Source organism: Pseudomonas sp. Irchel s3h9, from assembly GCF_900187475.1.
In the GTDB taxonomy this organism is placed as follows: Bacteria; Pseudomonadota; Gammaproteobacteria; order Pseudomonadales; family Pseudomonadaceae; genus Aquipseudomonas; species Aquipseudomonas neuropathica.
This window is the reverse complement of the sequence record NZ_FYDH01000011.1, coordinates 185854-211336: the sequence shown is the minus strand read 5'-3', so window position 1 is coordinate 211336 and position 25483 is coordinate 185854. Positions and strand designations below refer to the sequence as shown.

Genomic DNA, 25483 nt, shown 5'->3' with positions numbered 1-25483 from the left:
ACTCAGCCTTCGCGAGCAGGCTCGCTCCCACAGGGGAATTACGGGGTATCGGGTTGGTTGGCAGGATGGGCCTTGATGAACGCCGGATGTTCAGCCGCCAGCGCCGCCACACGGCGAATTTTCGGATACGCCTCAAGGCTGACGTTGAAGCGCTCAGCCGCATACAACTGCGGAATCAGGTACACATCGGCCACGCACGGCCACTCGCCGAAACAGAAGCCCTCGTCGCCAATCAATTGCTCCACCGTCGCCAGCCCCTGGCTGATCCAGTGACTGATCCACTCGACCACCTGCGGCTCGTCGTGCCCTGACTGGCGCAGGCGATTGAGCACGCTGACGTTGTGCAGCGGATGCACATCGCAACCGATCACCGCCGCCACACCGCGCACCTGCGCGCGGGCGAACAAATCTTCCGGCAGCAACGGCACCTGTGGATAACGTTCTTCCAGGTACTCGATGATGGCCGGCGATTGAATCAGCAAACCGCCCTCATCAGTGCGCAAGGCCGGCACCCGCCCCTGTGGATTGATCGCCAGATACGCCGCTTGCCGATGCTCGCCGCCGGGTGGCGCGATCAGATTGACTGGCAACGCCTGATAGTCGAGGCCCTTCAGCGCCAGCGCGATTCGCACGCGGTATGACGAGGTCGAACGGTAATAGGTATAGAGATCCATAACCCGCTCCTGTCAGCGCGCCGCCAGCACTTTGCCGCGGCACTCGCCGAAGCCGATCGAGGCGAAACCGTCACGGGCACAACGCGCACGCAGGATGATTTCATCACCGTCCTCAAGGAATTTACGCACCTCGCCAGAAGCCAGTTCGATCGGTTTTTTACCACCCTCGGTGATTTCCAGCAGGCTACCGAACTGACCGCTCTGCGGGCCGGACAACGTGCCCGAACCGAACAGGTCACCGGCCTGCAACTGGCAACCGTTGACGCTGTGGTGCGCGACCATTTGCGCGACGGTCCAGTACATGTAGCGGGTGTTGCTCAGCGTCAGGCGATGGGCCGGCAGGTTTTGCTCGCGCATGGCTTCGGTGAGCAGCAAAACTTCCAGTTCGATGTCGAAGGCACCGCCGTCCTGATCGCGCTTGTCGAACAGGTACGGCAGCGGCTGCGGATCACCTTCAGGACGCTTCGGTTGCGCGGTGCGGAACGGTTCCAAGGCTTCAGCAGTTACAACCCATGGCGAGACGCTGGTGATAAAACTTTTCGAAAGGAACGGCCCCAGTGGCTGGTATTCCCAGGCCTGGATATCGCGCGCCGACCAGTCGTTGAGCAGGCAGAAACCGGCAATGTGATCAGCCGCGTCACCGATGGCGATCGAGTCACCCATCTCGTTGCCTTGACCGATCCAGATGCCCAGTTCCAGCTCATAGTCCAGGCGCGCGCACGGGCCAAACACAGGCTCGGTCTGACCGGCCGGTAGCGTCTGGCCTTTAGGGCGACGCACGTCGGTACCGGAAGCACGCACGGTGGAGGCGCGACCGTGATAACCGATCGGCACATGCTTGTAGTTCGGCAGCAGCGGGTTATCCGGGCGGAACAGTTTGCCGACGTTCTGCGCGTGCTCGATGCCGACGTAGAAGTCGGTGTAATCGCTGATGCGTGCCGGCAGATGCAGCCGGCAATCGGCGGCCAGGGGCAGCAATTTTGCGCCTTGGGCTTCGATGTTGCCGCGGTGTGTGCTGCCTTCGCTGAACAGTTCCAGCAGACGGGTGCGCAGTGCCACACGCACCTCGCGACCGAGTTCGAAGAATGCGTTCAACTGGCCGCCGTGCATGGCTTCGACAGCGCTGCGCGCGACACCGTCGAACAGCCCGGCTTCCAGCGCTACTTGCAGATCGAAGATATGGTCACCAATCGCCACGCCAGCGCGCGGCATCGCACCGTTGCTGCTGAACACACCCAGCGGCAGGTTCTGCAGCGGGAAATCAGCGTGGCCGTTGGCCGAGGCAACCCAGCTGCGGGTGATGGAATTCTGCGTCATGGGTTATCTCCGGGTCGGGTCGAACGTGGCGGGCAAAGTGGCCCAGCAGGCGTCATAAGTGGATTGCAGTTGCGGACAGTCGAGGGCGAAGCGGCTTGGGCGCAGCACCTGACTGGTCTCGAACATGAAGGCCATGGTGTTGTCGATCTTCGCCGGTTTGAGTTCGGCGTTGATCGCTTTGGTGCAGGTCTCGCCATCCGGGCCGTGGGCACTCATGCAGCTGTGCAGCGAGGCACCGCCGGGCACAAAACCTTCGGCCTTGGCGTCGTATTCGCCCTGGATCAGGCCCATGAATTCATTCATCAGATTGCGGTGGAACCACGGCGGACGGAAGGTGTTCTCGGCGACCATCCAGCGCGGCGGGAAGATCACGAAATCGAGGTTGGCCAGACCGTGCACGCTGGTCGGCGAAGTCAGCACGGTGAAGATCGACGGATCCGGGTGATCGAAGCTGACGGTGCCGATGGTGTTGAACCGGCGCAGGTCGTATTTGTACGGCACGTTATTGCCGTGCCAGGCGACCACGTTCAACGGCGAGTGATTGAGCTCGGTGGCCCACAACTGGCCGAGAAACTTCTGTACCAGCGTGGTCGGTTGCTGGAGGTTCTCGTAAGCGGCAACCGGAGTCAGGAAGTCACGCGGGTTGGCCAGACCGTTGCTGCCGATCGGCCCCAGATCCGGTAGACGCAGCGGCGCGCCGTGGTTCTCGGCGACATAGCCGCGGGCTTGCGGGTCGAGCAATTCAACACGGAATTTCAGGCCGCGCGGCAGCACGGCGATTTCCAGCGGCGCGACTTCCAGCACACCCAATTCGGTGGCGATGCGCAGACGGCCGAGTTGCGGCACCAGCAGCAGTTCGCCGTCGGCGTTGAAGAACACCCGCTCCATCGAGCGGTTGGCGACGTAGTTGTAGATGCTGATGCCGGCCGGTTTCTCTGCACCCGCGTTAGCGGCCATGCTCACCAGACCGTCGATGAAATCGGTCGGCTCGGCCGGGATCTCCAGCGGATTCCAGCGCAGGCGATTGGGCGTCACTTCACCCAACGGGCCACCGGCCAGTTGCCGCTCCAGTTTGACGAAGGCCGGGTGATTGGCCGACGGCTGAATGCGGTACATCCAGGTGCGCCGCGCTTCACTGCGGGTCATGGTGAACGCGGTACCGGAAAACAATTCGGTATAGAGGCCGTAGGGGGCTTTTTGCGGCGAGTTCTGGCCGACGGGCAGCGCACCGGGCAACGCTTCAGAGCTGAATTCGTTACCGAAACCGGACTGATACGCCAGCGCCTGAGCGGTTGAATCGAGGTTCATGGAGCCTCCTGAACAGGGAGTCGGCAGTGGCCCATCGCTCTGGCTCAGAGGTTTCGGCACGCCGGGGTTGTTATTATCGTAATTCGATTACGCATAACGTAATTTGCTCGCTATCCAGCGTCAAGCTATAAAGACGCCCATTCGTTTCGGAACCCGGCCGCACCATGGAAAAAACCAGCGACAGCAACGGCAAACAGAAAGTCCGCTCCGCCGAAGTCGGCACCGACATCCTCAAGGCTCTGGCCGAGTTGTCGCCGTCCACTTCGTTGTCGCGTCTGGCCGAACATGTGCAGATGCCGGCGAGCAAGGTTCATCGCTATCTGCAAGCGTTGATCGCTTCAGGATTCGCCGAGCAGAACACCGCTACCAACCATTACGGGCTCGGCCGCGAAGCCTTGCGCGTAGGCCTGGCCGCACTCAACAGTATGGACGTGCTGAAAGTCGCCGCCCTGCCGTTGGCCGAACTGCGCGACGAACTCAACGAAACCTGCTTTCTGGCGGTGTGGGGCAATCAGGGCGCGACCGTGGTGCATATCGAACCGGCGGTGCGCGCGGTGACGGTGGTGACGCAACTGGGTTCAGTGTTGCCACTGCTCAGTTCATCGACTGGACTGGTGTTCAGCGCCTACTTGCCCCATCGGGAAACCGATGAGTTGCGCGAGCAGGAAATTGCCGCTGTGGATCATCCATTGAAGGACGAAAAAACCTACGCAACCCTGTGCGAACAGATCCGCGAACGCGGTCTGCATCATGTGCATGGCCTGCTGATGCCGGGTGTGGATGCATTGTCCGCCCCGGTGTTCAACGCCGTCGGCCAGGTCGCCGCCGTGTTGACCATCGTTGGTCCCACTTCATTGTTCCATGCCGACGAAAACGGCCCGGCGGCGCAGCGGTTGCTGGCGGCGACGCGGGCCGTGAGCTGGCGGATGGGTTATGAACCTCTGCAGGGCTGAATGGCGCCAATCGAGCGAGTAACGAGGGCCGTTACTCGCGCAGTTTCATCTGTCAGTTGAGCAGACGAGTGGTGCTGTTCACGACCGTAGGAGGTGCGGTGATTGCTGTCACGTAGTTGATGCTGACTTCAACACCGGTAACGCCTGCCATCACATCGGCGAAATCCCTGACGCTCGATAGCAGAGCAATCGGGTTCACGGGCGCGCCGATCGCCGCCACTTTGCCAACGTACAACAGAATCGCCCCTCGCCACGCCGATGCAAAATGTGCGTTCGCAGCCTCATCGGAGCCCTGACTGGAAGCCACAATGCCCAGCACAACCGACTGAGTAATGCGCAGTATGGTCAGTGCCAGGCCAAGTGGCGCAACGAACATCGAAGCCACATCCAGGGCAAATTCGGCCAGTACCCTCACATCCTTCCACAGCGCTTCCAGATAACTGCTCGTCTGAAAATCCACATCGGCGACGAGTTGCCCGATTTTAGCCAGGTACTCCTGTTTGAAAGCCAGTACTGGATAACTGTTGGTCAATTCCGGATTGCTGGTCGCTACCGGGTTCGAGTCCCAGTAGGTGTCCAGGAGGTTTTTCACTGCCTGCTGATGTTCCAGACGAGCGAGGCTCAAGACCTTTTTGTTGAAGATCACGCTTTTCAATCGACCAGCAAGTTCCTGGACAGGGAAGAAATCCTTGCCACCAGGCGTATCGGGAATATAGACAAAAAACTCATCACGCCCGCTGACTTTGCGCCCAAAAACGTAAGCCCCGACAAGGGCGCGTCCCCTGAGAGTGAACTCGTATACGCCAATGCCCGGCTTCCCACCCGTGGTGATGATGCCCTGACGAGGCAGATCGCGATCAAATCCGTTAATGAGCCCCTGCAACCAGCTGAATTGGTCGAGGGAGAGCTCGCCTTTGATTTTCTGAATCAATGCAGCCCGGAGCATTTCATTTTGTTTTGTTTTTCGATACAGACTTGCTTTCAAGTCAATGTCGGACGCATTGAGGAATTTATCTTTCAGATATTGAAGATACTTTTCACCAGGCCTCAGATCGATCAGATCATTGATAACTCTGGCATTCAGTTGGGCAATGGGCTGTCCGGTAAACGTCCAGAAGGTGGCCTGCCTGAGTTGCTCTCGCAAATTTTCAATCCCGGCTAATTGAGGGTTCACCCAGGTGAAAAATTTCTCGAACGCGCTTACGTCACTGCGCCACTTTTGCCACTGAATAAACAGATCGGTCAGGCTGATCTTCGAGTCTGCGTGAAATTTGACCCATACCTCGTCAGGGTTAATGTCCACAGATGAACCTGTCCGGGCAAAATACTGCTTCAGCTCCTTCTTCACCAAATGGCTGGAAAACTGTTTGAACGGCTCGACCGCCAGCATTTCCCGGGAATGATGATGAATAGCCTTGAAATCAGCGTTCAGACGATTGAGCAGGTGCTGATCGTTCGAGCTGGCCTTTCTGTACCATTGAGGGGTGGCAGCTTCGGTTTGATCGATACTCCACAAAATGTGATTTTGAACGGCTCCGAACAAAGGCTCCTCTTCGGGTAAATCGACCAACTTAATCTTCGACCACCATTCATTCAGTACCTCAGATGGTTTTAGACTCAGATAATCACTTTGCATCTGCGCACTGTCGCTGGCGTGTGCCTGACTCAGCAAGTACGCCCAGGTTTCAGCCTTGGCCGCCCATTGCGCCAACTTGTGCTGCAGGCTTTTCAGGTCGGTGAATTCAAACCACTCCTGCCCGGCTGGCGAACCCGGTATGTGCAGGACATGCGCGCTGCGATCGGCTGCCACACCTTTCCTGCGATAAACCAGCAAACCATTGAAAGGCTTGAACCAGTGTTTGAGCGCCACGCCCAGCGTTTCAATGGACGTATCGCCGAGGTTATAACCCATCACCAATTTATGAGCTGAAGGTCCCACGTGTTTCTGCAGGATCGCCGCGAACAGGGTCAGCGCTGTTTTACGGCTAAGGACCACTCGCAGCGACCCGGTAACTTCGGCTTGCGAATACAGAAGACGTTGAGCCGTGGTATAGGCAACACGAACGTCCAACGACTTGATGGCACGCAGGATGTTCGATGGACTCAACTTTGGCAGACTGGACGGGACCTCCGGAACGATCTGATATTGCCCTGCCAGATCATGAGCACCTTGCATAAAGGCCTGAGTCAGCGTTTTGCGCTCGGTGAGTTCCACCTTTTTTCCATCCGCCAGAGGCACGGTATGGGTGACTTTCACGAATACCGTGTCCGGGTCGATACGTTCATCTTTACCCGGCGATATGAAGTCCTCTACGGCCAACCGCGCGTAGTCTTTCAGCGAAGCAACTCCGTGAGTGACCTCATGAAGTTTGACTTCGGCTTCAAGCAGCTCTTTTTGCAGGGAAACATACACTTCCTGATTGACATCGGAAGTGCTTTTCAACCATTGCGGCCAAGCATTCCGCTCGACATGCTTAATCAGTTGTACCTGGCGTTTTCTGGCCTGATGATTCAAATCGGGCAACGATTGTGCGGCCTCTACGGCGACAACAGTTTTATCAAACTCCGAGCCTGGCTTACCGACAGATTCAAGATACCCAGTGATGTCGCTGTACATCGTCTGAATCCGCTTACCAACGAATCTCTCAAACAAATTCGCACGAACTTTCAAAAAACGAATAGCAGGGACGTATGCGAACCCAACGCGTTCACTGAGCGACAGCGTTTGCAGAAACTCTTCCTGAGTTTCCGAGGAGCCCAGTCGGCTCAACAACGCTTGTTCAAGTTTCCAAATGGAAGAGAACAATTCGAGACCACGATTCGCGCAGTAGAGTACGACAGCGCCCTGCTCACCGGGAACCAACTGTTCATAGATAGGGGTTGTAAGGGGCAATACAAACATCGCGTTCTGCTCGATGTATTTGCCATTCTGACCTTCAATGAAAACCCCGTAACAAGTGCCGGTCAGACTGGGTTGTACGGTCGTACTGATCAGCGCTCGTTGTTGCTGAGTAATGACCCCTTGAATCGTCAGTGCCTCCAGCTCACTAATGAAAAGGTTAGCTTCGAGTACACCTAAAGCAGACTTTCGCGTTAACTGAGGATAAGCTCCACTTGTTTTTTGAACGGTCAGATTTTCCCAGTACTGCCGCACAGTCGCCGTGTAATCAACCGCCAGTTTCTTCAGCAGATCTGCTACTACTTTTTCAATAGCCGAGATCGGGACTTGCGTAAGAATGTCTTCACGACTGGTAAAATTCGGGTGATTGAAAACACCATAATCATTGACATCATAGTTTGGCGGCCGACCACTTTGCAGGCACTCAAGCGCGACATCCAGCAAACGTCCGACCGGCTGTTTATTTTTCGGTTTGGCGCCCGCCACGACATTGACGAACAGGCTGCTTAGCCGCACACCTTCGGAGATCTTCCATAGCGCTTCACGCAACGTGTCCTGCACCACCACTGAAAATGACGGAACAAGCTTCAATTCCTGCGAGATACTTTCCAGGGCTTTCCCCACTTCACGCAGACTTTGGCTTTCGGCTTCTTTATTAATTTCCATAATGGAATCTCTATCAGCTTGATAATGACAAGTGACCAATTACAACTTGCCTCGCCAAATCAAGCTAATTCAGATCCAGAACAAAAAGATACCCACCGCACTGTTTCCAACAGTGTTTAATTACAACACCAACAAGCCCCTAAGTTACAACTACAAACATCTAACAACCTCACACCTACATCAAACCCAATGTTCTGGCCCTGGCCACTGCATGCGTTCTACGCATCACCCCCAATTTTATATAGATCCTTCGGACATGAGTTTTAACGGTATGCAATGAAAGGAAAAGTTTTTCTGCGATTTGTTGATTGGAATCACCTGCCGCAATCAATACCAAGACTTGTAACTCTCGCTGACTCAGTGAACTTTCAGCTTCAGACTCGGCTACAACTTGCTGCTTTTCCTCCAGCACAATTGTCGGATCAAATATTTTCGGCGAACGCAGGGTGGCCTGGCGTATCAGCAATTGTGACCCCGAGCGCCGGACAATCTTCAACGCGCACTCCACATGCTCAACCACCCGTAACGACTCGCTGTGCAGCAATGCCACTTCGGCGAGGGCAAAATGCAACTCCGCCTCAAGTGTCTGCGCCCCGCACTTGCGGGCTTTATCCAGCAACACCTGAAGTTGCTCCGAGAGATCACTACCGCGTTGCAAAGATGCCGTGGCCAATATCAGCAAATACTGAATACGCGCAATCAGTTGAACCGTCGCCGGAGGTGCCTGCAACGCGTTCGGCGGTTGATAGTGGCGCAGCACCCGGCTCAACGCCTCATGTGCCAACTGCGCCCGCCCCTGCTGCAGCCAGATCTGGCTACTGACCTGTAACAACACACCACGGTAAACCGTGTCTGGAATCCTGCGTTGCTGCATCAACCGCTCGGCCTCGTGCAAGCGCTCGAATGCTTGCGTGTATTCACAGTGGTTGGCCGCTATCTGCGCCAGCCCCAGATAGCCGAACAACACCCGTTTATCGTGACTGCGCAGACAATCCTCCAGGCCACGTTTGAACAGAACGGCGGCTTGTTCCTCCAGCCCCATGACCAACGCCAATCGACCACGACGCAGGGCGATACGACCGAGCAGCGGCGACGGCCGCTCAGCGCGCTGGCCAAGTAACTGCTCAATGCTCAGTAGCAGGTTGTCAGCGCGGGCTGGAGCACCACGCTGCTCAAGCAACTGCGCGTGATCAAGTTCCAGCAAGCCTTCAAACAGCAAGGAGCCTTGTGCCCGCGCCAGACACAACGCTTCGCGACTGATGGCGTGCGCTTGTTCGAGTTCATCACAGAGCAAGGCTTGTTGAGTCAGCCCTGACAGGCACAGCAACCTTGTGGCCCAGGCATCGCCATCGAGCGCTTCCAGAGCTTGCTGAAAGAGTTCGCGCGCAGGCGTCATGCGCCCCTGCAAATGCATCAGCCAGCCTTGTTGCGCTTGCCAGCGTGCAATCAGTTGTCGTTCCAGTGCCGCCGAAGGTTGCGGCATGAACCTCGCCAGGTGCGCGATGCACTGCGTGGCCTGTTCAAAACGGCCGGCAAACAAAAGAGCTGCGGTAATCAGCCCAACCAACTGCGGTGATCCCAAGGTCACTCCTTCGCCCTGAGATTCATGCAGGCGCAACAACAGCACCACCGTTTGCTCTTCAAAAAGATGCTCGAAGTTGAAGTGCTGCAACAGACTCACTGCCGTTTCGAATTCCTCGGCAAGCAACGCCTGCTCGAAAGCCGAGCGCCAGTCCCCGGCAGCGGCGAACCATTGGCATGCCCGACGATGCCATGAGCGGGCCGCAGGCCAGCGCTCATCGCGCATCACCTGAGCCAAAGGTGCAAAGATCTGCAACCACTGGGACGAGTCATTCCATGGTTCGATGAAGCAACCCAGCGTTTGCAGGGTGCGCAGGTAGTCCGCGCCTTCTCCGGCACCGAACAGGTGCTCACACAACTCAGCATTGAAACGCGGCAGATTCGCCAGTACCCGCCAGACCTCGGCCAACTCCGGCGTCAGGCCGCTGAACAGTTCGTGCTGCAAATAATCCAGCAGCGTTTCCACCCTTTGCTGCGGCTGAAGGGTTTGCGACCAGTCGCATTTTTGCAGCAGCGCCATGCGCACCCCGGCGCACCAGCCACCGGTTCGATGAACAATCCGCGCGGCCACACTGGCAGCCTGCTCCGCGGACAGGTGTTTTAACGCCTGAGCGATTTCTTCCGGGGTCAGCGCCAGCGTCGCGCTTTCGCATTCAAACAATTCGTCGTCCAGCAGCAACCGTGGCCAATTGCACTGGGGGCGTCGACGCGCGCCGATCCACCAGATCAATGCCGGGCTGCTGAGCGCCAGCAAGCGGTCCAACAATGCATCGAGAGCCGGATCGGGGAGCCGACAATAGTCGTCGATAAACAGCCAGGTGGGCGCTGACCAGCGTGCCAGTGCCGCCGCCAATTGCGCCTCATCCATTGCTGCCAGCCCCAATGCCAGACTCAGCCGCCGACAGAACTCCTCCGTACTCAACAACACGCCCATCAGTGGCAGCCAGTGCACCGCACAGTGTGCCGGTGCCTGTGACAAGCATTCGGAGAGCAACGCGCTTTTGCCACTGCCGGGCGGCGCGCAGATCAGCCTGATCCGCGCCACAGTCGTCAGTAGCGGCTCACTCAGTCGAGGGCGAAGTTGATGATGAGAAGAAAGTCTGGGCAAGAATCCGGGGCGATCCAGACAGGCAGTCATGGCGGTCATCGGGTGAGCCTTTTTATCGTTGTGCCCTCACCCTAGCCCTCTCCCCTGCACTTGTTGACGAGTATTCAGCGCGCTGATTGGTGTCCATAAAAAAGGCGACCGAGCGGTCGCCTTTTGCCTCGCTTGTGTATCACAACCGTTACCGTACGCCCTCTGCGCGCAAGGCCGCTGGCGTGTAGTCGGCAGCCTTGGCTTCGAAGCCGAACTCGAAACTGTGCTTCTCTTCGTTCTTCATTCCCAGGGCAATGTAGCGACCGGCAATGATGTCGTAGAGCGCTTCGAGGGTGTAGGCCTGCGCCTGGTGATCGTAGTAGTACTGAGCGTGACCTTCGGCGACACGCCACAGTTGCCCGCGACCGTCGTAGTGGTCTGCCAGCGCCACTTGCCAGCTGTCTTCATCGATGTACATGTGACGCTTGGCGTAGATGTGCCGCTCGCTCGGTTTGACCGTGCCGATCACTTCCCAGACGCGGTGCAGTTCGTAACGGGTCAGGTCCTGATTGATATGCCCGGCCTTGACGATGTCGTCGTACTTGAGCTTCGGCGAATCGAGTTTGTAGCTGTTGTACGGGATGTACATTTCCTTTTTGCCGACCAGTTTCCAGTCGTAGCGATCCGGAGCGCCGGAGAACATGTCGAAGTTGTCCGACGTGCGCAGGCCATCGGCGGCGGTGCCCGGGCCGTCATAGGCCACTTGCGGCGCCCGACGCACGCGGCGCTGGCCGGCATTGTAGATCCACGCCAGACGCGGTTCCTTCACCTGATCGAGGGTTTCGTGGACCAGCAGCACGTTACCGGCCAGACGTGCCGGCGCCGTTACCGACTGCTTGAAGAAGGTCAGCACGTTGGCGGCTTTTTCCGGGTCGAGATCCTTCATCAGTTGTGGCACGGCGATCTCTTCTTCGAAGCGGATCGGCGTGTAGCTGCCGTTGGTCTGCGGGGTCACCTGGGTGATGATGCGCCGCAGGTTACCACCGTGATATCGGGTGATGTGGTTCCACAACACCTCCACGCCAGTCTTCGGAATCGGGAAGGCGTAGTAGCGGTTACCAGTGAAATTGGCCAGGCCATTACCATCGTTAATGCTGGTGACATTGAGCGCGCTGCGTTTGGCCGACTCATAGATTTCCGCTGGCACGGCGACCGTGCGGTGGGTCGGATAGACAGGGATCTTGTAGGTTTCCGGGTAGCGTTTGAACATCGCCACCTGCCCGTCCGAGAGCTTGTCCTTGTACTTGTCGACGTTGGAAGCAGTAATGGTGAACAGCGGTTTTTCATTGGCAAACGGGTCGGCGAGGAAGCCTTTGCTGTCCACCGCCCCGGCGTTTTTCGGGATGCCGCCGGTCCATGCCGGTATCGAACCATCAGCATTGCCGACCTTCTCGGCCCCCAGCGGCGTCAGACTGGTGCCGAGCTTGCTGGCCTCTTCCGGCGACACCGCCGCCATCACATTGGCCGCCAGCAGACTCAGGGCCAGCACACCACATTGCAGAATCATTTTGCGCATTGCATTCATCCTTCTCGGGCAGATCAGAAGTTCACGCCGAAGCTCAGGGCGACGAAGTCACGGTCTTCGAGGACGTTGTAGTCGCCACCGAAAAAGTCGGTGTAACTGAGGCTTGCGGTGTAGGTGTTGCGGTAGTCGGCATCGACGCCGACGCTGATCGCTTTCGCACCTTCGTTGAACAGGCCGTTGGGGCCATAACCGGCGACGTCATGCGACCACGACAGGTTGGGTTTGAAGTTGACCCCGCCGATCACGTTGGCGTAATCGAGGATCGCCCGGGCACGGTAGCCCCATGAGGTCGAGGTGACGAAACCGTCGGTATCACCACCGAAACCGTATTGGCCATACACCGAATCGCGGCCATAACGCAGCTCGCTGCGCGACTCCAGGCCACCGACATGCACCACCGCAGCTTCGCCGACCACGGTCAGGCGTTCCGCGCCTAACACCTGATCGAAAAAGTGCGTGAGGGTGCTCTGGATTTGCGTGACTTCTTTGCGCCGATAGCCTTTGTTGTCGGCTCCCGCAGTGGTGGCGATCGGCGAAGCAGCGCCACCGGCAATCGGGTTGAGCAGCGCCAGCGTCAGGTCGTTGGTGTTGACCTGCACCGGTGCATTCGGGCGGTAGCTGATCTCGCCAGTCCATGCCGTGCCGGTGGGCAATGTGGTGGAGAAACTCGCGCCGTAGAGGCGAATGTCTTCCGGGTATTCGAGGTAGTAGCCACCGCGCCCGAGCATCACGCTCTGCGCCAGGCCGGAACCGCTGCCGGGTGCCAGGCCATTGGCGATCCCGACCATGCCCGGCAATGCCGCCAACGTCGAAAGACCGGCCGTGGTTGTGCCTACCGCCGGCGTACGGCTGTGGTAGTTCATGAAGTACAGGCCATATTCGGTGTCATCACCGAGCCAGCGCAACGCCGTCCCCCATTGCCCGGAATCCCGCGCATCACGGTCGCCGCCACGGGGAATCACCACCCCCTCACGGGTGACCTGAATACCTTGGCCAAAGGCCTGGGTCAGCGGCACAAACGGCGCGATCGCCGGGTTGCCAACGGTGTAGCCGTTGTTGCAACCGTCCGCCGCCACATCGACCCCGAAGAAAGTGCCGCAGTTGTCGAGAACGGTCTGGTCCCATTCCAGTTGATAGAAACCTTCAACGGTCAGTTGATCGGTCAGGCCTTGGGAGCCAAACAGCATGTTGACCGGAATCAGACCTTCCTTGATCTCGGCACCGGGACGACGAAAAGCTGAAACGTCGATCGGGTTGATGCTGTTGATCGAGTTACCGATAAACGTACTTTCGCCCCAACTCACCACCTGCTTGCCCGCGCGCACGGTGCCTGGCAGATCGGCAATGGAATAGTTGTGATAGACGAACGCATCAAGAATCTGCGCGCCGGAGGACTTCGCACCTTCCTTGCGTCCGCTGTCGCTGATCGGCTTGAACTCGCGGTCTTCGTCCTTCAGCTCGAAGTCATACCAGTACTTGCCACGCACGAACACACCGGTGTCGCCGTACTTGAGTTCAAGATCGTGAATACCTTTAAAGATCTTCGAGAAGGTCTCACCCTTCTTGAAATTCAAACGCCCGTCATCACCGGTCGAGGATTGCCCGGTCCCGCCATTGACCGTGCCGACCAGCGACTTGTCGGCATCGCGCATGCCCCAGCTCGCACCGATCGACAGCGACGAGTCGAAGGTGCCCTCGATCTCGCCAATGTTGAACGCAACCGCGTGCGCCTGGGCGCAGCAACCCAAAGCCACCGCGGCGGCCAGCGCCTGCGGTGTGAAGATGGCGCGCATTGTTGTTTTTGTCATGCGTCTTCCCCGGTGAGTGACAGAAGGCCCCACCCTACTGCCGGGCAACCGCGTCGATAAGCGCACCAAGGAGGTATTCGTGTTGTCGCTCGAAAGGATGAATGGCCTTGAACGACGGGGCTTTGCGCCGTTCATGGATCGGCTGGATGGAAGATCATCAGTGCCGCGCATGGTGCACATCAGCACATGGGACTGTTACGTGCCCCGCAACAGTGCATGTCCGGAATCGGTATTTTTCCTACGTGTTCAACACCTTATTCTGAACGCGCTTTCACGGGACACGCCGCAAAGCACGAAGCACTGGCCTTTGAGCGACTCAGGCCATTGCTGACAGATTTCAGATGAATCGAAGACTTCGGTTTATCGCCCCGGTGTTCACTGACGTTGATTTGTAGCTCCTTGATCCAACGTCTTACCTTGGCCGCTGCGTTTGCAGCGGCCTTTTTTATGGGCGCCGTTTTACTCACATCACCTGCATCAGCGGGAAGATCCCCCCATTGCTGTAGGAAATATCCTTTTGGTCTTTTAATGCCAAGTTATCAAACCGCTTTCCACATTATTCATACAACCAGGCAGGTCATTACTGACGATTGATGCAGATATTTCCGTTCGAAAGCTGATGTAGGTTAATTGCTCCGCAAACCGAAAAATTTACAGTGAGTAAAACGAATGTTGGAGCAAAGTTTTGTTGAGGGCGCCGAAATAAAAATTGAAGGAAAAGGGTCTACAGCCAACCTCATCATGATCAAGCGTCTTGACGCCATACTGGAGCGCAAGCTCGAGATGACCGATACCGATCGACGGTTCTATGCCTATTCACTTCGAATGATGGAGCGATTCAGAGCGATGGGATTCGCCGACGACTACATTCCCAAAAGTAATCCGTCCCTTTGGAATAACCTCCATACCGCCACACTTGAAGACTTCAAACTGAGCGACGATGAGTCATTACGCTATACGGAAGAGGCCATCGACGCGGCGAAAAAACAAGAATTGGAAGCATTTGAATGCGTCAGCAGATCCAAGAGTTCGACTGCCAAACTCGAACAAGCTGTCAGGCAAGAAAATCTCAGAGATTTGTTATCAGTTTTGGCTATCGGTTTGGCATTTCCCTCCATCGACACACTGTTCGGACGTTATCGTTTTGAAGTTATCGCGCGCGGTGAATTGTGGAGAACATACGAGGTATTATTTCGTGAGGGTGTACTGGCTGAGGGTAATGCGGCTGTTGCCATTCCGGGTCCAAACTGGGAAATCCCGGAATTCATGATTGATAAGCGGTACGAGGAGTAATAGAAGGAGCCTCGCCGCATCCAGAACGCAGCGAGGCTCAAACGTTTCTTAAAGCGAATACTTCTGCAAATTCGCCATCATCTCTTTCAACGCCTCAATATTGTCCTTCGGATGCGCCGCCCCTTCGAAATCACAAATCTGCTGCCAGTGCGCCGCGACATCTTCCGGCGAGAAGCCTACGTGCGGATCAAAGCCGGCACCGAGGCTGCGCTCCCAACGCACCTTGCCCATCCAGCCGCCACCGACTTCGAACAGCCCTGACGTTTCCTGGCATTGTTCACTAGCCAGATATACCACCAGCGGGCTGACCAGTTCTGGCTTCAATTGCTCGAATACTTGCGGCGGGATCAAGCCTTCGGTCATGCGGGTGCCGCCGGTAGGCGCGATGGCGTTGACGAGGATGTTGTTCTTGCGACCTTCGATGGCCAGGGTGCGGGTCAAACCGTAAAGACCCAGTTTGGCCATGCCATAGTTGGACTGGCCGAAGTTGCCGTAGATGCCTGAGGTCGAGGCGGTGAAGATTACCCGGCCGTAGTTTTGCTCGCGCAGGTGTGGCCACGCGGCGCGGGTGACTTTGTAGGCGCCTTCGACGTGGACGCGGTAAACCAGATCCCAGTCGGCGTCGTCCATTTTGTGGAAGGTCTTGTCGCGCAGGATCCCGGCGTTGTTGACCACGACGTCGACGCGACCGAAGACATCAAGGGCGTTTTGCACCAGTTTGTCGCCGTCGGTGACTGAGTCGTGGTTGGCTTCGGCAATGCCGCCGGCCTCGCGGATTTCGGCGACGACGCGGTCGGCAGCGGACGCATTGGCGCCCTCGCCCTGGGTCGAGCCGCCGAGGTCGTTGACCAACACTTTGGCGCCCTGTTTGGCGAACAGCAATGCGTGGGCGCGTCCGAGGCCACCACCGGCTCCGGTGACGATGACGACTTTTTCTTCGAAACGCACAGACTCATTCATCGCAGCAACTCCAGCAGGCCAGTAATGACCCCGAGTGTCAGGCACGCGGCTTTTGGTCACAACGAACACGGCTGAGGCTGAATGGTGTGCGATAAGGTTGGGGGATGATGAAGGCGTCAAAAGATCAAAAGATCAAAAGATCGCAGCCTGCGGCAGCTCCTACATTGAATTTGTGTAGGCGCTGCCGCAGGCTGCGATCTTTTGATCTTTCAGGAGCAGGCGACTTTGCGCGGTGGCAGCACAAAACGATCGCGAAACTCCAGATAATGCTTGAGCACCTGCACCGGCGCCTCGGTCTGTGGATAGTGGCCGATGCCCGGCAGCAACACCGTGTCGGCGTCAAGGATCAACTCACGGTAACGCTCGACCATGTGCGCCCCGGAAATCGGATCGACTTCGCCATCGATCACCCGTAACGGGATTTCACCGCGCTGCATCGCCGTCACCCAGCGATCACGCTGCACACGGCGTTCGGGAATGTAGCTGATCAACTTGTGCATGATCCGTGGCCCGCGATTGCTGTCGACCAGGCTCCAGAAATCGTCCAGCTCGCTTTCGCTCGGCCGGGTTTGCGGGCCGAAGATCTGCCGGAAGCTTTTCACCAGAGCATCGCGAGTGAACGCACGACCGATCATCCAGCCCAACGGGCTGAGCAGCAGTTTCTGCATCAGCACCGGGCGATGGGTTTCCGGAAACAACCCGCCGTTGAGGAACACGCAACTGGCGATCTCGATCTTGTCTTCGTAGTGCCTGGCGAGCAGTTCCTGGGCAACGCTGTCGCCGTAGTCGTGAGCAAGCAAGTGAACCGGTTGCCCGACCTGCAGATGCGCGAGCAATGCCTGCTGCAGGTCAGCCTGCTCCAAAAGGCTGTAGGTGTGATTGAGCGGTTTGGCCGAATCACCAAAGCCCAGCATGTCGCAGGCAATCACTCGATATCGCTGGGCCAGCGGCTGCCACAGATAATGCCAATCCCAACTGGCGGTCGGGAAACCGTGGATTAGCAACAGCGGCTCACCCTGCCCCGCCGTCCAATAGCGGATCGGCTGGCCACGAAAAACAAACGTCTGGCTGCGTTTACGCCAGACACACAGAGGAATCTCGGCAAGAGGCATTAGAGTTTATATCCGGGGTCTTGTTTATCGAGTTTGCGCAGCAACGCTGGCCAGGCCAGCGCGCCACCCATGCCTTGAGCACTTTGGGTGACACCGGCGATCATCGCTTTGGCGCCTGCCAGGATTTGCGGTTCGATGGCGATGAGTTCAGCGCCACCGGTTTGCGCCATGACCTGAATGTCGCAGGCGCGCTGGAAGGTGAACATCATCAGAAAAGTGTCGGCGATGGTGCCGCCACAGGTCAGCAGACCGTGGTTGTGCAGCATCAGGAAATTGTTCTCGCCAAGATCGGCTTGCAGGCGCGCCTTCTCTTCGTGGTTCAGCGCCACGCCTTCGTAGCCGTGATAGGCCAGGCTCGAAAGCACGAACAGCGACTGCTGGCTGATCGGCAACACGCCCTGCTTTTGCGCCGACACCGCGACACCGGAAGCGGTGTGGGTATGCAGCACGCAAACCACATCGTGCCGCACTTCGTGCACGGCGCTGTGGATGGTGTAGCCGGCGGGGTTGATTTCGTAAGGGCTGTCCATGAGTTTGTTGCCGGCCTGATCGACTTTCACCAGGCTCGACGCGGTGATCTCATGAAACATCAGACCAAACGGGTTGATCAGGAAATCTTCGGTGCCCGGCACCTTGGCGGAAATATGGGTGAAGATCAGATCGTCCCAGCCATGCAGCGCGACCAGACGATAACAAGCGGCGAGATCGACACGGGTCTGCCACTCTGCGGCACTGACCTGGTCTTTGACATTAAGGGACGATTGGACGGGGGCTACGCTCACTGTATGCACCTCTGCGTTCTTATAGTTCTGCACGTACGAGCAGTCTAGTCAGGCGCAGAGCATTGCGTAGTTGCATTGCCAGCCAGCTTGATGACTGAGCGGGTCAGCCAGGCAAACTCCTTGGATCCATGTCAAAGCCACGACGCCAACAAAGGCGCGGCAAACAGATTGAGCAACCCGGTCAAAACCATCACCAGCCCGGCGACAGAGCCTTCTTCGCCGCCCACTTCATGGGCCCGACTGACACCGGCACCATGCGCGCCAACCCCGAACAACGCGCCGCGCGCCAAGGCACTGCGCAACGGCAACCACTTCAACAACACGCCGCCGAGCATCGCCCCGAACACACCGGTGAACATCACGAATACCGCGGTCAACTCCGGCACGCCGCCGAGGTCCTGCGCCAGCGACATGGCGAACGGTGTGGTGATCGAACGCGGCACCAGTGACAGCGTCACCGAGCTGTCGAGCGCCAGCGCCCTGGCCAGCCAGAATGAAGTGCCGATCGACGCTGCACTGCCGGCAACCATGCCCAACAGCAGCGCCGACCAATGCCGCATCAGCAAGCGCCGCTGCTGCCAGATCGGCACAGCAAACGCGACAGTGACCGGGCCGAGCACCCGCATCAGCCAATGGGTGTTGCTGGAATATTCGGCATAAGCGGTGTGCAACGGCACAGCGAGCGCCAACAGCAACGCCGGCACCAGGATCAGCGGCGACAACACGTAGTGCCCAGTGCGCCGATAAATCCAGCGGCTGAACAGGTACGCCAACAGGGTGAAGGCCAGCCAGAACATCGGCATCCATTCAAGCTTCATGGGAACGCCTCATGCGCACGGCAAGTTCTACGGTGAAAGCCGTCACCAGCATGACCATCAATGTACTGGCGGCGATCACCAACAGGATTCGCCAGCCGTCATTGCGCAACAGTGCGCCATAGTCGAGCAGGCTCATCAGCGCCGGAATGAAGAACAACAACATCTCGGCCATCAGCAACCCTGCGCCCAATTGCAGGGCGGCGGGTTTTATCCAGCCAAAGGCGAAGGCCAGCAGCAACAGCGCCATACCGATCACACCACCAGGAATCGGCCACGCCAGCCAGACCGCGAGTTGGCAGCCGAGCAAGTAGAGGCCGAGCAATACAGCGAGTTCAGCGAGAAGACGAGACAGATGTTTGAGCGGGACGGCGTTCATGATTTTGCTCCAGACAGGCGCTTATTTTACGAAGCGCCCTGCCATCCCCGAAGCGAATTGTTAGACTCAACACCATTCCAAAATGGAATCGGACAATGGAATTCAAACAACTGCGCAGCTTTGTCGAAGTCATGCATCAAGGCGGTTTTACCCAAGCCGCAAAAACCCTGCACATCAGCCAGTCAGCGGTGAGCAAACAGATCGCGCAACTGGAACAAAGTCTCGGCGCGCCTTTGCTGGAGCGGCTGGGTTCGCAATTGCGCCTGACGGCCGCTGGCAGCGTGGTGCTGCAACGGGCCGAAGGCATGCTGCGCTTGCGCAACGAACTGCTCGCGGAGCTGGATGACCTGAGTCATTTGGCACGCGGAGAGTTGCGCCTCGGCCTGCCATTACTCGGCAGCGACGCGCTATTCGCCGAACTGTTTGCCGAATACCGGCGGCGCTATCCGAATATCAGCATCCAGTTGCTCGAGGGCGGTAGCCGCAACATCGAGCAGGCTGTGCTGAGCGGTGAACTGGAGTTGGGCGGCAGTCTGTTGCCAAAGGATCCGCAATTCGACTGTCAGCCGTTTTGCGATGAGCAACTCGACGCCCTGCTGCCGGTGGATCATCCACTGGCCGATCGAGGTGAAATCGGTCTGGAGGAATTGGCCGAGACGCCCTTTCTGCTCTATCAGCGCAGCTTCGTGCTCAACGACCGCTTGCTGCAGGCGTGCCAGCAACTGGGCTTTACGCCGAAGGAAGGCGGGCGCAGCGGTCAGGCGGATTTTCTTGCGGCGCTGGTGGCCGCCGGGCAAGGCGTGGTGCTGCTGCCCAGCGTGGTTGCACGCGGTCTGGTGCGGCCAGGCGTGGTGCGCCTGACCTTACGCGCGCCGGATTATCTGCGTTGGGATATCGCGTTTATCTGGCGGCGCGGCGCGTATCTGTCAAAAGCGGCGCAGGCATGGCTGGCGCTGTTGCGCGAGCGTGGAATCAGCCCTTGAGCGTGTCGATCAACTGCGCCAGCCAAGGCTCGGCGTCGGTTTCCGGGGTGACGCTTTCGCTGGCGTCGATGCGCAGCATCTCTTGCACTTCGCGCACACCGAGCTCGCCGAACAGTTCACGCATTTGCTCGCCACCGCCGCAGAAAGTGTCGCCGTAACTGGCGTCGCCCAAGGCAATCACTGCGCCCGGCAAACCGAGCAGTGCGGCGGGCAACTGGTCGCGAATCGCTGAGTACAGCGGTTGCAGGTTGTCGGGCAATTCGCCCATGCCGGTGGTCGAGGTCACCGCAAGCAATGCTTCAGGGCCGAACGCCTGGATGTCGGCCAGGCTGGCGCGCGAGTTGTGGAAGGTTTCAAAGCCAGCGGCTTTCAACAGATTCTCGGCGTGACGGGCGACTTCTTCGGCGGTGCCGTAGACCGAACCGGAGAGGATGGCGACTTTCATCAATCTGATCCTGAAACTGAAAAAAAAGAGCCGCGATAGTAACAGTCTCAAGCGCAAAGCTGCGACTGGATCTCAATTGGCGGTAATGGCCAGTAGACAGGCCGTGCGGTTCTTCTAGAATGCCTGCCACTGACAACTCTGAAAGGATTCAAAGATGATCAACGCCAGTCTGCTGCAAATGGTGATCAATGCGTCGAATGACGGGATAGTGGTCGCGGAGAAAGAAGGTGAACAGAACGATATCCTTATCTATGTGAACCCGGCCTTTGAACGACTGACCGGCTACACGAGTGAGGAAATCCTCTATCAGGACTGCCGCTTTCTGCAGTCTGGAGACCGCGATCAGGACAGCCTGAAACTGATTCGCGAGACGCTGGATAACGGCGGCTCGTGCCGGGAAATCCTGCGTAACTATCGCAAGGACGGTACGCCGTTCTGGAATGAACTGTCGATTTCGACGGTGAAAAACGTCGAAGACGGGCAGACATATTTCGTTGGCGTCCAGAAGGACGTCACCGTTCAGGTCAAGGCACAACAGCGCGTGATTCAACTGGAAGCTGAGGTCGTTGCCCTCAAAGCAGAACTGGCTGCATTGAAAGCGACAAACGGTCAAAACAAAATCGCGAACTAAGTGTCATTAACTACAATCACCAATGACTTTGTATCTATATCTTTCGAGTTAGCCATGCAGCGCGACGCCCTCCTCACTCAGGATGAGCTGGATTTCATCCAGACCATGCAGCACAACCCGCAACTGAACGTGCGGGATGCGACGTCGAGTCTGCTGGTTAACGGCGGTTCGCAGATCCGTGATTTGCTCACGCGTCTGGCCGCTCACGAGCAAGTGACCATTCAGGCCAACTTCGAAAATCAGCAGATGACCTTCCCGTTGCATCTGGTCGAAGACGAGTTTCACGCGTTGCACCTGCGTCTTGGCGTACCGAGTATTTACGAAGACGGCCCGATGGTGCGGCCATGGCGTTTGACTCTCGAAGAGCCGGTAGCTCTGGAAAACGCCAAAGGTCAGCCGGGTACCTTATGGGTCCACGAGGTTTCGCACAAAGGTGTGCTGCTGGAAGTGCGCAACAAGACCAAACCGCCCAAGCATTTCGCCCTGTGGTTCAGCCCTTCGGGTTACGAGCGGATTTCATTGCGCGGCAATTTCGAACGGGAAACCGAGAGCGGCTTCTACGCCTACGAACTGAGCCAGACCGACACCGATGAAACCGAACGTCTACGCCAGTTCATCCTGCAGCAACATCGCCTGACGCATCCCGCCCTTCACACCTGAGTTTCAGGTATCCAGATTGCCGGCCAGAAACTGCAGCATGCGCTGACGCATGTTCGCGCCTTCATTGCCCAGACAGGCAACAGAGGATCCGGCCAGGCTGTCCTGCGCCAGATCCGAAGCGTCGCCCGCCAGCATCAACTGACAATCGAGACTCAATGCCAACCGGTTCAAACGCCGAGGCAATTCGGCGCTGGGCGCGTGATTGGAAAACAGCACGAGTGCATCAGGTTTGATCTTTTCGCACACCAACGTCAGCTCATCGAATGGCTGGCCTGTGGTCAGCACCCGAACACCGGAATTGCTGTCGCTGAGAAACAGCGCCGCCACCAACAACTCCAGCTCTCGACATTGCCCGGCCAGCGCGCTGACGATCACTCGGCGCGGTTGCGTACCACGCAGCATGACGATCCGCTGCAATACCCGCGCCCGCAGGAATCCATCGAAGAACAGCCACTCGCTGGTTTGCCCGAAAGCCTCCTGGCGCTGCAACAATTGCAGCCACAAAGGCATGAGGATGTCCTGAAACACCACCGGCAATGAGTATGAAGAGAAAATCTGCCCATAGACGCGGTCCAGTTGCTGGTCGTCGAACGCACTGACCGCCTGCTGGATCTGCTCCTGCCATTGAAGATAATCCGCCTGCACCAAGTCATCCGGGATGATGTGCGCCAATACTTTCATCGGTTCAGTCTTGGCGAGGATCTTGCCGACCTTGCTCACGGCGACCCCGCGATCAATCCAGTCGACGATGCTGCGCACGCGCTCGATATCGGTCATCGAATAAAGCCGATGCCCACTTTCGGTGCGTGTCGGCTGAATCAGACCATAGCGCCGCTCCCACGCGCGCAAGGTCACCGGGTTTACACCTGTCAGGCGTGCGACCTCACGGATAGGGAACAGATCCTCGCGCTCGAGCGCAGAGGATGTCTGCAAAGCAGGCTTTGCGTCCGTGATGACAGGCATAGGGTGTTCAACTTCCATGTCGGAGATATTTGGATCCCATTCTAACGCTTATGCCCCGATTGCGATCAAGTGCAGAAATGCGACGAAAGTCGCTGGTTTAATCGGGAAAAACCGGAATAATCCTTGCTTGTTGAAAAACGCAGGCCTCTACCCCGGCCCTGCGTCAGGCGAAACTCCTACCCGGAGCGACGCAACTGAAATACGGAGATACATAATGTCTACTTCCCCTGTCACGCTGATGGTTGCCCGTCGCGTCGCTGATGGCCGTTATCAGGACTTGATCGCCTGGCTGCGCGAAGGCGAACAACTGGCCACTGATTTCCCCGGTTACCTGGGCTCTGGCGTGCTCGCTCCGCCGCCCGGCGATAACGAATTCCAGATCATCTTCCGCTTCGTCGATGAGCAGACGTTGCATGCGTGGGAGCATTCGGTTTCACGTACCGCGTGGCTGAGCCGTGGCAGCGACCTGTTTGCCCACCCGAAAGAACATCGAGTCAGTGGCATCGAAGGCTGGTTCGGCGCTGCCGGGCAACGTCCTCCACGGTGGAAACAGGCCGTCGCGATCTGGCTGGCGTTCTTTCCGGTGTCACTGCTGTTCAACTTTGTCCTCGGCCCGTTGCTCGCAGAACTGAGCCTGTTGCCGCGTATGTTGATCAGCACGGCGTGCCTGACCCCGCTGATGGTTTACTTCTTTATTCCGCTGTCGACCCGATTGCTGGCGAACTGGCTGAACAGTACGCCGGTACGACTGCCTGTATCGGCGACACCTCAGAAACATTAAAGATCGCAGCCTCGTTGCACTCGACAGCTCCTGCAGGACTGAACACAGACCAGGGCAGGAGCTGCCGCAGGCTGCGATCTTTTCGGGCTCGTCGCTGTTATAGTTTTTGCTCCAACCGCGATGCGAGCCGTTCATGCCTGATTCCTCAGCCCCGATCCTCATCACCGGTGCCGGCCAGCGTGTCGGCCTGCATTGTGCGCAGCGGCTGCTCGAGGATGGCTATCGCGTCATCTTCACTTACCGCAGCGAACGCCCCGGCGTGCAAACGCTGCGCGATCTGGGCGCCCTCGGCCTGTTCGCCGACTTTTCCAGCGAAGCCGCGATTCTCGCTTTCATCGCCGAACTGAAAACCCACACCGACAGCTTGCGCGCCATCGTGCACAACGCCTCCGAGTGGCTGGCCGAAACCCCGGGCAGCGAAGCCGAAGCCTTCACGCGCATGTTCAATCTGCACATGCTCGCACCGTACCTGATCAACCTGCACTGCGGTGAACTGCTAAAGCACTCGACGCCCGCCGACATCATTCATATCAGCGACGATGTCACCCGCAAGGGCAGCAGCAAGCACATTGGCTATTGCGCCAGCAAAGCCGGGCTCGACAGCCTGACCCTGTCCTTCGCCGCCCGCTATGCGCCGACCATCAAGGTCAACGGCATCGCCCCGGCCCTGCTATTGTTCAACCCCGACGACGACGCGGCGTACCGCGCCAAGGCACTGGCCAAGTCCGCGCTGGGCATCGAACCCGGCAGCGAAGTGATCTACCAGAGCCTGCGCTATCTGCTCGACAATCCCTATGTCACCGGTACGACCCTGACCGTCAACGGCGGACGGCACGTCAAGTAAGCCGACTCGCGAGGATGTCCATGACCCGCTCACTGCCCGAGAATTACCGCGAAATCCTCATTGACCTGGGTGAAGATCCCGACCGCGAAGGACTGCAAGACACACCGGTGCGCGCGGCCAAGGCCATGCAATACCTGTGTCATGGTTACGAACAGAGCGTCGATGAGATCGTCAACGGCGCGCTGTTTGCCTCGAACAGTGACGAGATGATCATCGTCGCCGACATCGAGTTGTATTCTTTGTGCGAACATCACCTGCTGCCCTTCATCGGCAAGGCCCATGTGGCTTATATTCCGACGGGCAAGGTGCTGGGTCTGTCGAAAATCGCGCGATTGGTGGACATGTTCGCCCGGCGCCTGCAGATTCAGGAAAACCTCACCCGACAAATCGCCGACGCAGTGCAACAGGTCACCGATGCCGCCGGCGTCGCGGTCGTCATTGAGGCCAGACACATGTGCATGATGATGCGCGGTGTCGAGAAACAGAATTCGACCATGAACACCTCGGTCATGCTCGGCGCGTTCCGCGAGTCGAGCAACACCCGCCAGGAGTTCCTGCAATTGATTGGACGGAGCAAGTAAATGCCACAACTTCAGCCGGGAATGGCGCGCATCCGGGTCAAGGATCTGCGCTTGCGCACCTTTATCGGGATCAACGAGGACGAAATCCTCAACAAGCAGGATGTGCTGATCAACCTGACCATTCTGTACGCCGCGCAGGAGGCGGTGCGTGACAATGATATCGACCACGCGCTGAATTACCGCACGATCACCAAAGCGATCATCGCCCACGTCGAGGGCAACCGCTTTGCGCTGCTCGAACGCCTGACGCAGGAGTTGCTCGACCTGGTGATGAGCAACGGTTCAGTGCTGTATGCCGAAGTCGAAGTCGACAAGCCGCACGCGCTGCGTTTTGCCGAGTCGGTGTCAATCACGCTTGCAGCGAGCCGCTAGCTTCAAGCTTCAA

The 25483-nt window shown here is 57.8% G+C and carries 23 protein-coding genes; 9 read left to right on the top strand and 14 right to left on the bottom strand.

From position 1 onward, the window contains the following. Positions 1 to 38: 38 nt before the first annotated feature. Genes maiA through hmgA form a run of 3 tightly spaced genes read right to left on the bottom strand, consistent with a single transcriptional unit; the run spans position 39 to position 3299 of the window. Positions 39 to 674: a maleylacetoacetate isomerase gene (maiA, locus tag CKW26_RS19735; protein WP_095049788.1), complete on the bottom strand. Its 636-nt coding sequence runs from the start codon at positions 672 to 674 to the stop codon at positions 39 to 41. Between the two features lie 12 nt (positions 675 to 686). Further along, complete coding sequence (gene fahA / locus CKW26_RS19730) at positions 687 to 1991, bottom strand: fumarylacetoacetase (protein WP_095049787.1); 1305 nt, start codon at positions 1989 to 1991, stop codon at positions 687 to 689. Positions 1992 to 1994: 3 nt separating this feature from the next. After that, on the bottom strand, positions 1995 to 3299 hold the full coding sequence (gene hmgA, locus CKW26_RS19725; RefSeq protein WP_095049786.1) for a homogentisate 1,2-dioxygenase: 1305 nt from the start codon (positions 3297 to 3299) through the stop codon (positions 1995 to 1997). 164 nt (positions 3300 to 3463) lie between these two features. Here hmgA and CKW26_RS19720 point away from each other — a divergent pair, with 164 nt between their 5' ends. Beyond that, a complete protein-coding gene (locus CKW26_RS19720; RefSeq protein WP_093436103.1) occupies positions 3464 to 4252 on the top strand; it encodes an IclR family transcriptional regulator in 789 nt (262 codons plus the stop codon). Positions 4253 to 4304: 52 nt separating this feature from the next. Here the strand turns inward: CKW26_RS19720 and CKW26_RS19715 are convergent, their stop codons facing one another. From CKW26_RS19715 to CKW26_RS19700, 4 genes are all read right to left on the bottom strand, one after another. Next, positions 4305 to 7817: a dermonecrotic toxin domain-containing protein gene (locus tag CKW26_RS19715; RefSeq protein WP_095049785.1), complete on the bottom strand. Its 3513-nt coding sequence runs from the start codon at positions 7815 to 7817 to the stop codon at positions 4305 to 4307. A 175-nt stretch (positions 7818 to 7992) separates the two neighbouring features. Beyond that, positions 7993 to 10545 carry a LuxR C-terminal-related transcriptional regulator gene (locus CKW26_RS19710; protein ID WP_095049784.1) on the bottom strand — a complete coding sequence of 851 codons (2553 nt, stop codon included), beginning with the start codon at positions 10543 to 10545 and terminating at the stop codon, positions 7993 to 7995. 139 nt (positions 10546 to 10684) lie between these two features. Then, the gene (locus CKW26_RS19705) at positions 10685 to 12052 is read right to left on the bottom strand and encodes a DUF1329 domain-containing protein (protein ID WP_095049783.1); all 1368 of its coding nucleotides are present in this window, start codon (positions 12050 to 12052) and stop codon (positions 10685 to 10687) included. A 23-nt stretch (positions 12053 to 12075) separates the two neighbouring features. Further along, the gene (locus CKW26_RS19700) at positions 12076 to 13869 is read right to left on the bottom strand and encodes a DUF1302 domain-containing protein (protein WP_095049782.1); all 1794 of its coding nucleotides are present in this window, start codon (positions 13867 to 13869) and stop codon (positions 12076 to 12078) included. A gap of 669 nt (positions 13870 to 14538) precedes the next feature. On the opposite strand from CKW26_RS19700, the gene CKW26_RS30290 reads away from it, so the two are divergent. After that, the gene (locus CKW26_RS30290; RefSeq protein ID WP_256579920.1) at positions 14539 to 15162 is read left to right on the top strand and encodes a hypothetical protein; all 624 of its coding nucleotides are present in this window, start codon (positions 14539 to 14541) and stop codon (positions 15160 to 15162) included. A gap of 48 nt (positions 15163 to 15210) precedes the next feature. Here CKW26_RS30290 and CKW26_RS19690 read toward each other — a convergent pair whose 3' ends face one another. The 5 genes from CKW26_RS19690 to CKW26_RS19670 form a co-directional block, all read right to left on the bottom strand. After that, complete coding sequence (locus tag CKW26_RS19690; RefSeq protein WP_095049781.1) at positions 15211 to 16122, bottom strand: SDR family oxidoreductase; 912 nt, start codon at positions 16120 to 16122, stop codon at positions 15211 to 15213. 209 nt (positions 16123 to 16331) lie between these two features. Continuing rightward, positions 16332 to 17234 carry an alpha/beta fold hydrolase gene (locus CKW26_RS19685; protein ID WP_095049780.1) on the bottom strand — a complete coding sequence of 301 codons (903 nt, stop codon included), beginning with the start codon at positions 17232 to 17234 and terminating at the stop codon, positions 16332 to 16334. Beyond that, positions 17234 to 18016, bottom strand: coding sequence for a class II aldolase/adducin family protein (locus tag CKW26_RS19680; protein WP_095049779.1), 783 nt, complete (start codon positions 18014 to 18016; stop codon positions 17234 to 17236). The genes CKW26_RS19685 and CKW26_RS19680 overlap by 1 nt, the downstream gene beginning before the upstream one ends. Positions 18017 to 18147: 131 nt before the next feature. Further along, a complete protein-coding gene (locus tag CKW26_RS19675; protein ID WP_095049778.1) occupies positions 18148 to 18834 on the bottom strand; it encodes an LrgB family protein in 687 nt (228 codons plus the stop codon). Then, a complete protein-coding gene (locus CKW26_RS19670) occupies positions 18824 to 19210 on the bottom strand; it encodes a CidA/LrgA family protein (RefSeq protein WP_095049777.1) in 387 nt (128 codons plus the stop codon). The genes CKW26_RS19675 and CKW26_RS19670 overlap by 11 nt, the downstream gene beginning before the upstream one ends. A gap of 95 nt (positions 19211 to 19305) precedes the next feature. Between CKW26_RS19670 and CKW26_RS19665 the strand changes: the two genes are divergently transcribed. Further along, on the top strand, positions 19306 to 20193 hold the full coding sequence (locus CKW26_RS19665) for a LysR family transcriptional regulator (protein ID WP_095049776.1): 888 nt from the start codon (positions 19306 to 19308) through the stop codon (positions 20191 to 20193). Here CKW26_RS19665 and CKW26_RS19660 read toward each other — a convergent pair. After that, the gene (locus tag CKW26_RS19660; protein ID WP_095049775.1) at positions 20183 to 20638 is read right to left on the bottom strand and encodes a flavodoxin; all 456 of its coding nucleotides are present in this window, start codon (positions 20636 to 20638) and stop codon (positions 20183 to 20185) included. The two genes, CKW26_RS19665 and CKW26_RS19660, sit on opposite strands and share 11 nt — an antisense overlap. Positions 20639 to 20792: 154 nt before the next feature. Here CKW26_RS19660 and CKW26_RS19655 point away from each other — a divergent pair, with 154 nt between their 5' ends. Then, positions 20793 to 21269: a PAS domain-containing protein gene (locus CKW26_RS19655; RefSeq protein ID WP_095049774.1), complete on the top strand. Its 477-nt coding sequence runs from the start codon at positions 20793 to 20795 to the stop codon at positions 21267 to 21269. A 54-nt stretch (positions 21270 to 21323) separates the two neighbouring features. Then, on the top strand, positions 21324 to 21929 hold the full coding sequence (locus CKW26_RS19650) for a hypothetical protein (protein WP_016987019.1): 606 nt from the start codon (positions 21324 to 21326) through the stop codon (positions 21927 to 21929). Positions 21930 to 21932: 3 nt separating this feature from the next. Here the strand turns inward: CKW26_RS19650 and CKW26_RS19645 are convergent, their stop codons facing one another. Next, on the bottom strand, positions 21933 to 22892 hold the full coding sequence (locus tag CKW26_RS19645; RefSeq protein ID WP_095049773.1) for a MerR family transcriptional regulator: 960 nt from the start codon (positions 22890 to 22892) through the stop codon (positions 21933 to 21935). Between the two features lie 214 nt (positions 22893 to 23106). Here CKW26_RS19645 and CKW26_RS19640 point away from each other — a divergent pair, with 214 nt between their 5' ends. The 4 genes from CKW26_RS19640 (at position 23107) to folX (ending at position 25470) form a co-directional block, all read left to right on the top strand. Continuing rightward, on the top strand, positions 23107 to 23673 hold the full coding sequence (locus CKW26_RS19640) for an antibiotic biosynthesis monooxygenase (RefSeq protein WP_093436046.1): 567 nt from the start codon (positions 23107 to 23109) through the stop codon (positions 23671 to 23673). Between the two features lie 133 nt (positions 23674 to 23806). Further along, the gene (gene folM / locus CKW26_RS19635; RefSeq protein WP_093436042.1) at positions 23807 to 24517 is read left to right on the top strand and encodes a dihydromonapterin reductase; all 711 of its coding nucleotides are present in this window, start codon (positions 23807 to 23809) and stop codon (positions 24515 to 24517) included. Positions 24518 to 24537: 20 nt separating this feature from the next. Then, on the top strand, positions 24538 to 25098 hold the full coding sequence (gene folE, locus CKW26_RS19630; RefSeq protein ID WP_218251773.1) for a GTP cyclohydrolase I FolE: 561 nt from the start codon (positions 24538 to 24540) through the stop codon (positions 25096 to 25098). After that, complete coding sequence (folX, locus tag CKW26_RS19625) at positions 25099 to 25470, top strand: dihydroneopterin triphosphate 2'-epimerase (RefSeq protein ID WP_007914273.1); 372 nt, start codon at positions 25099 to 25101, stop codon at positions 25468 to 25470. It abuts the gene before it with no gap. The last annotated feature ends 13 nt before the right edge of the window (positions 25471 to 25483 follow it).

Bases quoted from the DNA above. Each gene is read 5' to 3' on its own strand.
- maiA (WP_095049788.1), bottom strand. From the start codon at position 674: ATGGATCTCTATACCTATTACCGTTCGACCTCGTCATACCGCGTGCGA.
- fahA (WP_095049787.1), bottom strand. From the start codon at position 1,991: ATGACGCAGAATTCCATCACCCGCAGCTGGGTTGCCTCGGCCAACGGC.
- hmgA (WP_095049786.1), bottom strand. From the start codon at position 3,299: ATGAACCTCGATTCAACCGCTCAGGCGCTGGCGTATCAGTCCGGTTTC.
- CKW26_RS19720 (WP_093436103.1), top strand. From the start codon at position 3,464: ATGGAAAAAACCAGCGACAGCAACGGCAAACAGAAAGTCCGCTCCGCC.
- CKW26_RS19715 (WP_095049785.1), bottom strand. From the start codon at position 7,817: ATGGAAATTAATAAAGAAGCCGAAAGCCAAAGTCTGCGTGAAGTGGGG.
- CKW26_RS19710 (WP_095049784.1), bottom strand. From the start codon at position 10,545: ATGACCGCCATGACTGCCTGTCTGGATCGCCCCGGATTCTTGCCCAGA.
- CKW26_RS19705 (WP_095049783.1), bottom strand. From the start codon at position 12,052: ATGCGCAAAATGATTCTGCAATGTGGTGTGCTGGCCCTGAGTCTGCTG.
- CKW26_RS19700 (WP_095049782.1), bottom strand. From the start codon at position 13,869: ATGACAAAAACAACAATGCGCGCCATCTTCACACCGCAGGCGCTGGCC.
- CKW26_RS30290 (WP_256579920.1), top strand. From the start codon at position 14,539: ATGTTGGAGCAAAGTTTTGTTGAGGGCGCCGAAATAAAAATTGAAGGA.
- CKW26_RS19690 (WP_095049781.1), bottom strand. From the start codon at position 16,122: ATGAATGAGTCTGTGCGTTTCGAAGAAAAAGTCGTCATCGTCACCGGA.
- CKW26_RS19685 (WP_095049780.1), bottom strand. From the start codon at position 17,234: ATGCCTCTTGCCGAGATTCCTCTGTGTGTCTGGCGTAAACGCAGCCAG.
- CKW26_RS19675 (WP_095049778.1), bottom strand. From the start codon at position 18,834: ATGAAGCTTGAATGGATGCCGATGTTCTGGCTGGCCTTCACCCTGTTG.
- CKW26_RS19670 (WP_095049777.1), bottom strand. From the start codon at position 19,210: ATGAACGCCGTCCCGCTCAAACATCTGTCTCGTCTTCTCGCTGAACTC.
- CKW26_RS19665 (WP_095049776.1), top strand. From the start codon at position 19,306: ATGGAATTCAAACAACTGCGCAGCTTTGTCGAAGTCATGCATCAAGGC.
- CKW26_RS19660 (WP_095049775.1), bottom strand. From the start codon at position 20,638: ATGAAAGTCGCCATCCTCTCCGGTTCGGTCTACGGCACCGCCGAAGAA.
- CKW26_RS19655 (WP_095049774.1), top strand. From the start codon at position 20,793: ATGATCAACGCCAGTCTGCTGCAAATGGTGATCAATGCGTCGAATGAC.
- CKW26_RS19650 (WP_016987019.1), top strand. From the start codon at position 21,324: ATGCAGCGCGACGCCCTCCTCACTCAGGATGAGCTGGATTTCATCCAG.
- CKW26_RS19645 (WP_095049773.1), bottom strand. From the start codon at position 22,892: ATGCCTGTCATCACGGACGCAAAGCCTGCTTTGCAGACATCCTCTGCG.
- CKW26_RS19640 (WP_093436046.1), top strand. From the start codon at position 23,107: ATGTCTACTTCCCCTGTCACGCTGATGGTTGCCCGTCGCGTCGCTGAT.
- folM (WP_093436042.1), top strand. From the start codon at position 23,807: ATGCCTGATTCCTCAGCCCCGATCCTCATCACCGGTGCCGGCCAGCGT.
- folE (WP_218251773.1), top strand. From the start codon at position 24,538: ATGACCCGCTCACTGCCCGAGAATTACCGCGAAATCCTCATTGACCTG.
- folX (WP_007914273.1), top strand. From the start codon at position 25,099: ATGCCACAACTTCAGCCGGGAATGGCGCGCATCCGGGTCAAGGATCTG.